This window comes from Microbacterium sp. MMO-35 (assembly GCF_037147555.1).
In the GTDB taxonomy this organism is placed as follows: domain Bacteria; phylum Actinomycetota; class Actinomycetes; order Actinomycetales; family Microbacteriaceae; genus Microbacterium.
Map to the genome: position 1 here is coordinate 103,611 of NZ_JBBCVH010000005.1, position 12,837 is coordinate 116,447.

Genomic DNA, 12,837 nt, shown 5'->3' on the forward strand with positions numbered 1-12,837 from the left:
AAGAGCGGACGCGACATCGCCGTCGGCCGCCAGGGTCAGAGGGTCAAGGTGCTTGAAGAGTAGCAATATCGATAAAGCAAAACAAGAGGATCTTCGGGAATCAGGTCCGGCTGATGCCTCGGGGGTCGTCAGGCGTGCCCGCGGGTGGAGTCGCGGTAGTGCACGGTGATCGGCACGACGTCGTGCCGCGGTGCGGTCTCGGCGGCGCCCTCGGAGTCGAGCACGGCGAGGGCGGCGAGGGTGCAGCGCCGCCCGAATTCGCGCGGGTGCAGGTCGATCGCGGTGATGGAGGGCCTGGTGAGGGAGAGCACCTCGGTGTCGACCAGGGCGGCGACGAGCAGGTCCTCGCCCACCGTCCGGCCGAGCTGCTGGGCGCTGGTGACGACGCTGAGCACGGTGCCGTCGGAGACCGTCACGATCGCATCGACCGGATCCTCGTCGTCCGTCGCGACGAGCTCGGAGACGGCCGCGTGGATGACCTCCGGCGGGGCGGGGTGCTCCAGCTCGGTGATGCGGGGGCGGATGCCGTGGTCGGCGCACCAGTCCTCGAAGGCGTCGCGTACGGTGAGGGCCCAGTAGCCGCGCAGCTCGGGGAAGAGCATCGCGGGCCGGCGCATGCCGCGTTCGAGGAGGTGGTCCATGAGCGCGCGCACCGCGGGCGCGTGCTCGCTGGTGACCCAGGCGCGGGGCTCCGGGAGGCCGTCCGGGGTCGGCTCGCCGGTGACCACCGGAAGGCGCCCGGCGAGCAGCGCGTGCACGCCGGGGTCGTTGAGATCCGGGTCGAGCAGGATCACCGCATCGGCGACGAGCTGGTCGGCGCGGTCGGCGCTCTGCTCGGTGGGCAGCATGACGACCGTCATGCCGGCGCGGTTCGCCTCCTCGACGATCCCGAAGGTCGCCTCCATGTAGTACGACATCGTGGTGCTGTCCGGGGGCAGGCGCAGGGCGAGCATGCCGGTCCGCGATCCCTTGAGATGACGGGCGACTGTGTTGGGCCGGTAGCCGAGCTCCTGGGCGACCTCGTGCACGCGGCGGCGCGTCTCCTCCGACACGCGCCCGCGCCCGGTGATCGCGAACGACGCGGTCGAGCGGGACACGCCGAGCCGGTCGGCGATGTCCTGCAGGGTCACCGCTCGGTCGGGTCGCATGATCTCGAACCTACCCCGTGCGGGCGGGTGCGGCCCTCGGCGCCGGCGCGACCTCGGCCCTCGGCCTGCGATGCCGCCCTCGTCTCCGGCGCGGGGAGGACGTTCTGCAGGGACCCGGTGCTGTTCTGCAGGGTGGGGTCTGCCGGGAGCGGACCGGATCCGCCCGCGGCCCCCCTGTTTCCGGCTCGGACGCCCGGTCGAAGGGCGAGGCCTCCCTGCAGAACGGCCGAGCCTCCCTGCAGAACGGCGCGCGAGGCGCGGTGCCCGGTGAGCGGCGCCCGAGGCGCGGTGCCCGGTGAGCGGCGCCGACGGGCTCAGCCCAGCAGCACCGTGAGCACGGTGGATCCGCCGCCGACCAGGATGAGGGCGACGATCACGACCCAGGCCGTGATGCGGATCCGGCGCTGCCGCCGTGCGCTGTAGATCGAGAGGTCCTCGGTCTCCTCGGGAGTGCTGTTCATGAGCGTCCTCGCGGGCCGTCAGGCGCCGACCGGCTCCGTGACGGTCGGACCGAACGCGGCCGGCAGGGTCGCCTGCGCCGTGGCGCGCAGCTCGTCGACGGAGATCGTGAAGACGTCCTGCACCTCGAGCTGCGGGGCGCTGTCCGTCACGCCGATGCGCAGCACCGGGTAGCCCCGGCCCTCGCACAGACCCTGGAACTTCACGTCGTCCTCGCGCGGCACGGTCACGATCACGCGGCCGGCCGACTCGGAGAAGAGCGCGGTCGCCGCGTCCACGCCGTCGCGCTCCATGAGCTCCGTCAGCCACACGCGGGCGCCGACGCCGAAGCGCATGACGCCCTCGGCGAGGGCCTGGCCGAGGCCGCCCTCGCTCAGGTCGTGGGCCGAGGAGATCAGCCACTCGTCGCGCGCCGCGCCGATCAGGCCCGCCAGGCGCTTCTCGCCGGCGAGGTCGACCTTGGGCGGCAGGCCACCGAGGTGGCCGTGGATGACGTCGGCCCAGGCGGATCCGGAGAGCTCGGTCGAGGTGGTGCCAAGCAGGTAGATGTTCTGGCCCTCGTCCTGCCAGCCGGACGGGATCCGGCGGGAGACGTCGTCGATGATGCCGAGCACGCCGACGAGCGGGGTCGGGTGGATGGGCACGTCGCCGGTCTGGTTGTAGAACGAGACGTTGCCGCCCGTGACCGGCGTGCCGAGCTCGAAGCAGCCGTCGGCGAGGCCGTCGACGGTCTGGCCGAACTGCCACATGACCTCGGGGTTCTCCGGGGATCCGAAGTTCAGGCAGTCGGTGATGGCGGTCGGCTCGGCGCCGGTGACGGCGACGTTGCGGTAGGCCTCGGCCAGCGCCAGCTGCGCACCCGCGTAGGGGTCGAGCTGACTGTAGCGGCCGTTCGCGTCGGTCGAGATCGAGAAGCCGAGGCCCGACTCCTCGTCGACGCGGATCATGCCGGCGTCGTCGGGGAAGGCGAGGGCGGTGTTGCCGAGCACGTAATAGTCGTACTGGTTGGTGATCCAGCGGGTGTCGGCGAGGTTCGGGCTCTCCAGCAGCGCCAGGAACTGCTGCTTCAGCGCCTCCGGGTCGTTGTCGCGGGGGAGCAGCTCGGCCGCATCGGCCTGCAGCGCGTCGATCCAGCTCGGGTAGGCGACGGGGCGGTCGTAGACGGGGCCGTCCACGGCGACCGTGGAGGGATCCACGTCGACGATGCGCTCGCCCTGCCAGTCGATGATGAGGCGGCCGTCGCCGGTGACCTCGCCGAGGACCGAGGTCTCGACGTCCCACTTGTTCACGACGGCGAGGAACGCGTCGAGCTTCTCCGGGGCGACGATCGCCATCATGCGCTCCTGCGACTCCGACATGAGGATCTCCTCAGCGGTCAGGGTGGGGTCGCGCAGCAGCACGTTGTCGAGAGACACGTGCATGCCGGAGTTGCCGTTCGCGGCCAGTTCGGAGGTGGCGCAGGAGATGCCCGCGGCGCCGAGGTCCTGGATCGCCTCGACGAGCTCTTCGCGGTAGAGCTCGAGGCAGCACTCGATGAGCACCTTCTCGGCGAACGGGTCGCCGACCTGCACGGCCGGGCGCTTGGTCGGGCCGGTCGAATCGAAGGAGTCGGAGGCGAGGATCGATGCCCCGCCGATGCCGTCGCCGCCGGTGCGGGCGCCGAAGAGCACGACCTTGTTGCCGACGCCGGTGGCGTTCGCGAGCTTGAGGTCCTCGTGGCGCAGCACGCCCACCGCGAGCGCGTTCACGAGCGGGTTCGCCTGATAGACCGCGTCGAACACGGTCTCGCCGCCGATGTTCGGCAGGCCGAGGCAGTTGCCGTAGAAGCTGATGCCGGCGGTGACGCCGTGCACGACGCGGGCCGTGTCGGGGTCGTCGATCGCGCCGAAGCGCAGCGCGTCCATCACGGCGACCGGGCGGGCGCCCATCGAGATGATGTCGCGCACGATGCCGCCGACGCCGGTCGCGGCGCCCTGGAACGGCTCGATGAAGGAGGGGTGGTTGTGCGACTCTGCCTTGAACGTGACGGCCCAGCCCTCGCCGACGTCGATGACGCCCGCGTTCTGCCCCATGCCGACCATGAGGCGCTTCTTCATCTCGTCGGAGACCTTCTGCCCGAACCGGCGCAGGTAGTTCTTGCTCGACTTGTAGGAGCAGTGCTCGCTCCACATCACGGAGTACATCGCCAGCTCGCCGCTCGTGGGGCGGCGGCCCAGGATCTCCCGGATCCGCGCGTACTCGTCGTCCTTGAGGCCGAGCGCCGCGTACGGCTGCTCCTTCTCCGGCGTCGCCGCGGCGTTGGCGACGGAGTCGGGGACGTGGGTGGTGGGGGTGTTCGGGGTGGTCACGCGGGCTCCTGGAGCGAGGGGAGGCGGGGCAGGGTCCAGTCTACCGGCGGCGGGGGATCCGGATCCGCCGGGGTTCGGGCCCCGGTCGAGCCGATGCGTGCGGGTGCGACGGGCGCCCGGGTTCTGGTTCCGGCGGGGGCGTGACGATCAGTACAGGTCGTGACGATCAGCACACGGGATCCGGTCGAAACCTGTGCAGATCGTCGCGCGCTGTGCAGATCGTGACCCCGAAGGAGGCGACGGGATCCCGCACCCCGTGACGCCGGATTCAGCCGAAGCATAGAATCGGGGGGCGGCACCGTCAGTGCATCGTGCCGACTTGGGGTGCGCGACGGAGCGCAGGAAGCAGGACTCGCATGAGTGTGAAGTATGACCAGGGAGCGCCGGATCCGGCGACGCGGACGCTCGATTCGGTGACCGGCATCAGCAAGAAGGGCCTGCCGACCGGCACGGTCGGCGTGCTCGGTGCACTCGTGATCGGGATCTCGACCTGTGCGCCGGCGTACACGCTGACCGCCGCCGTCGGACCGGCGGCGAGCGAAGTGGGGTATCAGACCCCCGCGATCTTCCTCATGGGCTTCATCCCCATGCTGCTCGTGGCGCTCGGCTACCGTGCCCTGAACTCGGCGATGCCCGACTCCGGCACGTCGTTCACCTGGGCGACCCGGGCGTTCGGGCCGTGGATCGGGTGGATGGCCGGCTGGGGCCTCATCGCCGCGACCGTGCTCGTGCTCTCGAACCTCGCGGGCATCGCCGTGGAGTTCCTGTTCCAGTCGATCAGCATCCTCGTCGGGGATCCGTCGATCGCGGATCTCGCGGCGAACAAGTTCATCAACATCGCCGTGTGCCTCGCGTTCATGGCGCTCGCGACGCTCATCTCGTACCGGGGCATGACCTCGACCAAGGTGTTCCAGTACATCACCGTGATCTTCCAGATGGCGGTCATGGTGTGGTTCGTCGTCGCGATGTTCGTGGGCGCCGCCGACCCGGCCAACAAGGAGGCGAAGCTTCCGGAGCTGAGCTGGTTCAACCCGTTCGAGGTGTCGAGCTTCAGCGCCTTCGCCGCCGGCATCGCGGTGTCGATCTTCGTCTACTGGGGCTGGGACACGGTGCTCACCATGGGTGAGGAGACCAAGCCCTCGAAGGGACGCCTCTCGACCGAGAGCAAGGCGGCGATGATCCTCGTCGCGATCCTCGTGGTCCTCTACGTCGGCACCGCGACTGCGACGGTCGCCTTCGCGGGCCTCGGCGACGGCCCGACCGGCCTCGGCAACCCCGACATCATCGAGAACGTCTTCGCCGCGCTCGCCCACCCGGTCATGGGACCGGCGGCGATCCTGCTCTCGCTCGCGATCCTCGTCAGCGCGATGGCGTCGATCAACTCGACGGCCATCTCGCCCGCGCGCACCCTGCTCGCGATGTCGCACTACGGGGCGCTGCCGCCGTCGCTGAAGAAGGTGCACCCGAAGTACAAGTCGCCGCACGTGGCGCTGCTGCTCTCGTCGATCGTCGCCTCGGTGTTCTACGCCGTGATGCGCTTCATCAGCGAGGACGTCCTGTGGGACACGATCACTGCGCTCGGCATGATGGTCTGCTTCTACTACGGCGTCACCGCGCTCGCGAGCCCCTGGTACTTCCGCAAGTCGGCGTTCCGCGAGGGCTTCGGGTCGATCCTCATGAAGATCGTGCTGCCCGGCATCGGCGGGATCCTGCTGCTCATCGTCTTCGTGAAGACGACGATCGACGCCATGGATCCGGAGGCGGGATCCGGCAGCAACATCGGCGGGGTGGGGTTGGTCGGCATCATCGGCGTGACCGTGCTCGGGCTCGGCGTGATCCTCATGTTCGTGCAGGCGAAGGTGTCGCCCGAATTCTTCCGCGGCAAGCGCCTGGCGCGCACCGACGCGACGAACGACACGTCGGCGCTGCAGGTGTTCGACGACGGTCTCGGCAGCTGAGCCTGGCGCACGAGCGCGGATCCTCGGGCGGGTCCAGCGCTCGTCAGCCGCCGCGGCGCTTCGCCGCGGGCGGTGGGCGGTGTCGCGATCAGCACACGATGCGACGATCAGCACAGGGATCAGGCCAGAACATGTGCTGATCGTCACGCGATGTGCTGATCGTGACACCGGACTCTGCCAGGGCTGATCCCGGCAGATCTGCCTTATTGCACCGACCAGCCGCCGTCGGAGGCGAGGATCGCGCCGTTGATGTTCACGGCGTCGTCCGAGAGCAGGAACGTGATCGACGCGGCGAGGTGCTCGGCCGTCGCCACCGTGGGGATCGCCTGCTGGAACGGTGCGAGCCGGCCGGATCCGTACTCGGACATGTGGGGCGGCATCGGGATCCCGGTCGCGACGCCGCCGGGGGCGACCGAGTTCACGCGGATCCCCTTGGGCCCGTACATGAACGCCGCCGACTTCGTGACGCCGATGATGCCGTGCTTGCTGGCCGTGTAGGCGTTGCCCGACGCGTTGCCGCGCAGGCCGGCCTCGCTCGAGACGTTGAGGATGGATCCGCGTCCCGCCGCCTCCATGAGCGGCAGGACCGCGCGCATGAGCTTGAACGGCGCGGTGAGGTTGATCGCGATCACGCGGTCCCAGACGGCGTCGGGGGTCTCGCCGGCGGGCGAGAAGTCGTCGTTGATGCCCGCGACGTTGGCGAGGCCGTCGATGCGGTCGCCGGCCGCGGCGATGACGCGATCGATCGCGTCCTGCTGGGTGAGGTCGCCGGCCACGGTCACGATGCCCGGGATCTCGGCGGCCAGGGCGTCGAGCTTCTCGGCCGCGATGTCGCAGGCGACGACGCGGCCGCCTTCGCGCGCGATGCGGGATGCCGTGGCCTTGCCGATGCCCGATGCGGCACCCGTGACGATCACCGTCTTCCCGGAGAAGCGGCCGGGGGTGACCTGCTCGGTCCAGCCTGTGGCGGCGGTGTCCTCGGGGATCTCGCCGCCGTTCGCGGCGCGCACGAGGTCGTCGACGACCGACTGCGGCATCGCGCCCTGGCTCATCACGACGAGCTGCTGCAGGGGCAGGCCGAGCACGGGGGCGAGCGAGTCGGCGCTCGCACCGGACTGTGCGAGCAGCCCGCGGATCAGCTCGCCGCCGGTCGGGTCGGCCAGCCAGTCGCCGATGGAGGAATTCGCGGTCAGGGCCATGGGTGTCTCCTTCGTTCGCCGTGGATCCGGATCCAGGGTGCGATCGGGTTTCGCAACGGTGCGTCCACTTATTCCTGAGCGTACACCTCGCTACCCTCGGAGGGTGCCCCGTCCCCGCAGCGAGAACGCCCGCCAGTCCGTCCTGGCGGCGATGCGTCGCGCGCTCGCCGCAGACGGCTATGACGCGGTGACCATCGAGGGCCTGGCCGCGGAGGCCGGGGTCTCGAAGCAGACGATCTACCGGTGGTGGCCGTCGAAGGCCGCGATCCTGGGTGAGGCGCTGCTCGAGGGAGCGCTGCCGGGGGCCGACGCGATGCTGCCGTTCTCGGACGACCTCGGCGCCGACCTTCGCGCATGGTTCGCCACGGCGGCGGAGCATCTCGCCCGCGCCGAGAACGTGGAGCTCGCGCGGGCGCTCATCGCGGTGACCGCCACGGATCCGCAGCTCGGCGAGGCCTTGAACCACCGGTTCGCGGATCCGATCGTGTCGTGGATCGTCGCCCGCGTGGCGCACGGGCAGGAGGACGGTGCGGTGCGCGCGGACGTGGACGCGGCGGTCGTCGCCGACCAGTTCGTCGCGGCGACGTCGTACGCGGCGCTGCTCGGACGCCCCCTCACGGAAGACCGCGTCGATGCGCTCGTCGACCTCGTGATGCGAGGAATCGCGGCGCCGACCCCGGGACATTGAGCGCACCGCCTTCCCCCGGACGTTGAGCGCATCGCCTTCCCCGGGGCTGTCGAACGCATCGCTTTCCCCGGGTCGTCGAACGGGTGAGCTTCGGGGTCGTTCGAGCGGGTGAGTTTCGGGGGCGCTTGAGAGGGTGAGCTTCGGGGTCGTTGAGCGAGCGAAGCGGGACGAAACGCGACGCCGTTCCGCAATGACGGCCTGTGGATAACTTCCGAGGTCGTGCGACGGATCCGGCTACCTTGTGGGCATGAAACCTCGGAGCACAGCTCTCGCAACCTCGGCCGGACGCGCAGGCCCTTTGGCTGGGACGCTACGCGCGGGCGTCGCAGCGGTACTCATCAGCGCCGCGATCGGCCTGGCCGGCTGTACCCCCGACCCCGCCCCGCAGCCCACGCCGACACCGCTTTTCGCAAGCGAGGCAGAGGCGTTCACAGCGGCGGAGCAGGTGTACCGGGACTACACAGACGCAAGCAATGAACGTCGTGACGGGAAGGCCGATGCAGATCCACAGCAATACCTTGCTGGAGCGGCTCTCGAGGACGAAATCACGGTTCAGCGCCAACTTGAGACGAAGAAGCTGGTTGTTGTGGGTTCGATCCGAGTCATTTCCTTCACTGGGACGAGTTTCGAGCGCGCGACATCGCGAGTATCGGCAAGAGTCTGTCTCGATGTGAAGGATGCGAGAGTCGTCGATTCATCGGGAGCTGATGTGACGCCCAGTGCCCGGCAGGAAGTGGGCCTTCTCGAGGTCAAGTTCACGCGCTCTGGGGATGGCCTGGTGATCGTGGAATCGAAGAGCTTGGACATGAAATGTTGACAACTCGGTCGGTGGTGATCGGATTGGTCGTATTCGCTATTGCCGCCGCGGGCAACGGCGATCCCTCGGGGGCAGTGGCGGGTGTGCACCCAATGGGCTGCGGGCAGGTTGGGTTGGTAATCGGTTGTCCCGATCAAGGCGGCATCACCATCACGGATAGCCAGACCGAAGGTGAAGGAGGCAACGGTCCGAACGGCGGTTCCAGCGATCCAGGAGCATCCGGAGGCGGCGCCCCGACTCCGCAGGAGATCTGCCTGGCGACGCCGGGGCCACCCAGCGCCTTCTGCCGCTCGCTCACGCCCGTGGGTGTGCCCGTCGGCCAACCCTCTCCGGCGACGCCCGGCGGGAGTGTCACGATGTCCGATCTCGCTCGTTTCGTCCCGGCCACGGCGACCGTGGTCGGCGAGCCGGACAACGTCGCCGTCGTCGGCCTTCCTGCGAACTTCGTCAGCAGCGCCGCAACCGAGACGATTCCCGGTTCGGTCCTCGGACGGGCGCTGACCATCCGATTCACGCCGGTCAGTTATGCGTTCGATTACGGCGACGGTGCACGGCGCACGAGCACCACACCTGGCGCCGCCTGGGACGCGAGTGGTCAACCGCAGTTCACCCCCACCGACACGAGCCACGTCTACAGGAAGCCCGGCATCTTCACGGTGACGGCTACGGTCACCTACTCCGCAGACATCGACCTCGGAGCCGGCTGGATCCCGATCAACGGCAGGCTGACGGGTCCTCCAGCGAGTCAGCAGATCCGCGTCGTCAAGGCCTACACCGCGCTCGTCGAAGGCACGTGCATGGAGCGGCCTCGCGCCCCCGGCTGCTGAGCGCGGCCACCGGTCGGATGGTGGAAACTCGGCGACTCAGGTCCGGGCGCCTCGCGACTCCCGGATCCGCGGTCCATCCGCAGCAGCAGGCGAGAGAGCGCCGCGCGCCGGCATCCGGAAGGTCAGAGGCACCGAGCTGCGGAACTCCGAGGCGAAGCGTCCGGTGCCGTGCAGGTCGGCGCCGAGCTCGCGCACCGTCGCGACGAGTTGCGTGAGCTGGTGCGACGAAGGGCCGGCGGGGCCGGCGGGGCCGCCGGTCTGCGCGTCGAGGAGCGCCTTCTGGATCGTCCGGACCGAAGTGATGCGCGTCGGCTGCGCGTGCGCGGTCTCGTCGAGACCGCTCGTCCACAGACGCGCGTCGGGGTGCGAGTAGAACACGCAGGTCTGCACGTAGGGCGCGGAGCCGTGTTGTGCAAGCAGGTGCTGATGAAAACGACGCGCCTGACGCCGAACCTGCGAGGCGGGGGAATCGGAGCCGAGGTGGGTGCGCACGTCGAGACGCTCGGCGCCGTCCGGCGTCACCGAGATTGCGAATGACGTCGGCAGCGCGTTCTCGTCGAACAGCACCCCGAGCGCTCCCGCGAGCGACGAGGGCTTCTTGCCGTCGAGAATGAGGCCCTTCCAGTTCTTGCTGTCGACCAGTACGACGGCCTTCTCGGTGATCACAAGATGGTCGAGCTGCGCGCAGTACGGGGCGAGAGATCCTTCGTCACGCGGCGAGAACACAATGTTGGTCGCGACGATCGCATCCAGCCCGGCCGCCTCACAGGCGTCGACGAGCACCTCACGGGATGCGAGCTCCCAGCGCAGACCGCGGCCGGCGAGGAGCCGGGAGCCCTCCTCGTTGGCGATCGCGGCGTCGCGCTCGGCGGTGAGTGTGCGCACCTGTTCCGCGTGCGCGTCGAGACGCTGCTTCGTCTCGGTGTCGTGGCGGGCGGTCAGCCCGGCGAGCGCCTCGTCGTGCGTGCTCTGCAGTTCACGCGTCGCACTGGCCTGGCGCTCGACGAGCGAGCTCTCCTCGTCGGCATAGCGGCGCCGCAGCTCGTCGTTGACGCGCCGATTGCGGCGGCTCAAACCCCACACCGTGAGCGCGAAGGCGATGATCAGCACCGCGACGACGACGAGCAGGACCAGAGTGGGGATCTCCATCCGTCCAGCCAATCAGCGTCCACCGACTTTCCCGGCGCGTCGTCCGCGCGTGGCGCAGACCGGATCCGCAACGTCGATCAGACGCGGATGTAGGCGGCCCCATCGAACTGGGCGTCGCTGAGCGCGACGGTCGCGGCAGGCACCGTGATCACACCGGGCTGGAGCTGGTCGACCGGAATCCGGTGGCCGCGGAGGCCGCCTTCGCACGCCTCGACCGTGGCGACCTCGGTCGGCGGAAGAGGTGCGGCTCCGGCGGCGACTCCGGGGATCGCCGGCCCGTTCACGATGATGCGGATCCGCGTCTCCGGGCGTTCGCTGTGCAGGATGCCGGCCATGCCGATGGCCCGTGCGACGTCCGCAGGCTGTCCGGACACGTGCAGCAGAACGGTGCGCTGAAGAGTCATGGGGTCATCCTCGCGCATCCCGCTCGATGAATGCGCGGAGTCGCTCTCAGCGGGCGAACACGCTCCGCAATCGTTCCCGCAGGTCCGGGTCGCACACGTAGACGAAGGTTCCCCGCATGCCACGGGTGAGAAGGACGCCGTAGATATTGCGGATGAGCGTGAGCAGCTGCTCGTCGGAGAAACCGCCGGCGAAGGATCCGGTGTTCTCCTTGCCCTTCTTGTCGCGGTAGCGGTTGCGATCGGCGAAGATCCGACCGGTCGTCGGATCCGCCCGCAGGTCGGGCCCGATGATCACCCCCGCGTAGTTGAGGTCGTAGCCCTGCACGGTGTGGATCGAACCGACCTCGTCGAGGGAGCCCGGAGAGTTGATCCAGTCCTTTTCGGCCTTGTTCCAGCGCATCTGCTCGCCGTCGAGGGCGATGTCGAACGCAGCCGGGTTCTTCTTCGATACCCAGTCCCACGCGTATCCTGCGACGAGACGCGACAGGCCTGCCGCGCGGTCGGCTACCCGGATCGCCTCACGCATGGCACCGAGGTCATCGAAGAATCGCAGCTCGTAGTCGCCGAGATCTGGGCGGATCGGATCCTCGCCGCGCAGCGCGGCGCGAACGAAGCCGATGTAGTCCGAGCCGGCCTTGACACGCATCTGGGTCATCAAGTGGAAGTAGTGCTCTCGCTCCTGCGCCGAACGGACTTCCTCTCGAAGGGTCGCCGTCGAGAGATCGTGCGGCCGCACGCTCTGTTCCTCGTCGATCAGCAGAATCTGGTGGCGGCTGCGTGCACGGATCCAATCGAGCTGTGTGTGTTTCGCGTCGTCGGTCCCGAACAGCGCGATATTGATGTCACGGAACTTTCCGTTCTGCACGCCTGAGGCTTGATTCGCCCGCTGGCCCAGTCGATGCGCCTCGTCGACGAAGACGAGGTCGAAGTCGTCGTCGGCTTCGGCCAGCTGGAAAGGGGTCATGACGCTCTTGGGGTCCAGCCGCGGCGTCTTGGCGAACACCCGCTTCACCGATTCGCGAAGCGACTGCTGCGGGATGACGAGCGCCATGCGCAGATGGGACAGAATCTCGCGGTTTCCCTCGAGGAAGTAGTCGGCGAAGATCGAATCGAACTCGAGATCGTCGTTCGGCTGGTGCGCGTTGATGTCGGCGAGCAGCTTCATGAGGAAGATCGCGATGATGGTCTTGCCCGTGCCCGGTCCGCCCTGGACGATCAGGGTCGAGTCGGAGCCAGGTGCACGGAGGTCCTGGATGAGCGCCTTGAGTATCCCGTCCACGGCGATGTTCTGATCCGTGGACAGCGCCTTGAAGGGCGACAACTTGAACATGTCGCTGTTCTCGATGTCCGCGATGCTCCGTGTGAACAGCCCTTCGGCACGCAGTGCGTCGAAGACGTCTTGGAACGACTTCCGATACGACTCACGCTCGTAGTACTGCGCGTCTGCGGTGAGTCCGGCATTGCTATTAAGGACCTCGTACTGCGCGTCGCCGGAGAACCACCGGATCAGGTGCGACTCGAGGTCGAGGCACGCAGACTTGTTGAATCGTTCGTCGACGATGACACGGACCGTGTCGAGTCGCGCATCCCGCTTCGGGCCGCCCAGGTGCTGAACCATCCGCTGGTGTGCGTTCACGGTCTCACCGACGTAGAGCCCGGGTCTCGGCCGCCGCTGGGCGCCGTCGATGACATAGACGACAGGCCAATTCGAAAGGCGCGGGTCGTCTCTTGCCTGCTGATCGAGCAAGATGCGTCGAAACGGCAGGCTCTCGATGCGGAAGCCGGTCATGGCAGGCCCAGCCCCTTGGCGCCTTCGGGGTTCGCCGACGCTTCAGAGTCG

General features: G+C 68.7%; 11 protein-coding genes. 4 read left to right on the plus strand and 7 right to left on the minus strand.

The genetic code is table 11. The features are described from left to right. Nucleotides 1-128: 128 nt before the first annotated feature. The 3 genes from WFJ01_RS12105 to purL all read right to left on the minus strand — a co-directional run bounded on the left by WFJ01_RS12105 (nt 129) and on the right by purL (nt 3,955). A complete protein-coding gene (locus tag WFJ01_RS12105; RefSeq protein ID WP_336629153.1) occupies nt 129-1,148 on the minus strand; it encodes a LacI family DNA-binding transcriptional regulator in 1,020 nt (339 codons plus the stop codon). A 314-nt stretch (nt 1,149-1,462) separates the two neighbouring features. Beyond that, nucleotides 1,463-1,609 (minus strand): hypothetical protein, encoded by a 147-nt coding sequence (locus WFJ01_RS12110; RefSeq protein ID WP_251448067.1) that lies wholly within the window; start codon nt 1,607-1,609, stop codon nt 1,463-1,465. Between the two features lie 18 nt (nt 1,610-1,627). Beyond that, complete coding sequence (gene purL, locus WFJ01_RS12115; RefSeq protein ID WP_295033576.1) at nt 1,628-3,955, minus strand: phosphoribosylformylglycinamidine synthase subunit PurL; 2,328 nt, start codon at nt 3,953-3,955, stop codon at nt 1,628-1,630. A gap of 356 nt (nt 3,956-4,311) precedes the next feature. On the opposite strand from purL, the gene WFJ01_RS12120 reads away from it, so the two are divergent. Further along, entirely contained in the window at nt 4,312-5,913 is a 1,602-nt protein-coding gene (locus WFJ01_RS12120; protein ID WP_336629154.1) for an APC family permease, read from the plus strand. A gap of 203 nt (nt 5,914-6,116) precedes the next feature. Here WFJ01_RS12120 and WFJ01_RS12125 read toward each other — a convergent pair whose 3' ends face one another. Continuing rightward, the gene (locus WFJ01_RS12125) at nt 6,117-7,112 is read right to left on the minus strand and encodes an SDR family NAD(P)-dependent oxidoreductase (protein WP_336629155.1); all 996 of its coding nucleotides are present in this window, start codon (nt 7,110-7,112) and stop codon (nt 6,117-6,119) included. Nucleotides 7,113-7,215: 103 nt separating this feature from the next. On the opposite strand from WFJ01_RS12125, the gene WFJ01_RS12130 reads away from it, so the two are divergent. From WFJ01_RS12130 to WFJ01_RS12140, 3 genes are all read left to right on the plus strand, one after another. After that, nucleotides 7,216-7,800, plus strand: coding sequence for a TetR/AcrR family transcriptional regulator (locus WFJ01_RS12130; protein WP_336629156.1), 585 nt, complete (start codon nt 7,216-7,218; stop codon nt 7,798-7,800). Between the two features lie 247 nt (nt 7,801-8,047). Further along, entirely contained in the window at nt 8,048-8,617 is a 570-nt protein-coding gene (locus WFJ01_RS12135) for a hypothetical protein (protein WP_336629157.1), read from the plus strand. Nucleotides 8,618-8,973: 356 nt separating this feature from the next. Continuing rightward, a complete protein-coding gene (locus WFJ01_RS12140) occupies nt 8,974-9,444 on the plus strand; it encodes a PKD domain-containing protein (protein ID WP_292888189.1) in 471 nt (156 codons plus the stop codon). A gap of 36 nt (nt 9,445-9,480) precedes the next feature. On the opposite strand, the gene WFJ01_RS12145 is transcribed toward WFJ01_RS12140, so the two are convergent. The 3 genes from WFJ01_RS12145 to WFJ01_RS12155 all read right to left on the minus strand — a co-directional run bounded on the left by WFJ01_RS12145 (nt 9,481) and on the right by WFJ01_RS12155 (nt 12,786). After that, the gene (locus tag WFJ01_RS12145; protein ID WP_336629158.1) at nt 9,481-10,593 is read right to left on the minus strand and encodes a nuclease-related domain-containing protein; all 1,113 of its coding nucleotides are present in this window, start codon (nt 10,591-10,593) and stop codon (nt 9,481-9,483) included. 77 nt (nt 10,594-10,670) lie between these two features. Then, on the minus strand, nt 10,671-10,997 hold the full coding sequence (locus WFJ01_RS12150) for a DsrE family protein (RefSeq protein ID WP_292888183.1): 327 nt from the start codon (nt 10,995-10,997) through the stop codon (nt 10,671-10,673). 46 nt (nt 10,998-11,043) lie between these two features. After that, entirely contained in the window at nt 11,044-12,786 is a 1,743-nt protein-coding gene (locus WFJ01_RS12155) for a DNA/RNA helicase domain-containing protein (RefSeq protein ID WP_336629159.1), read from the minus strand. Nucleotides 12,787-12,837: the final 51 nt, after the last annotated feature.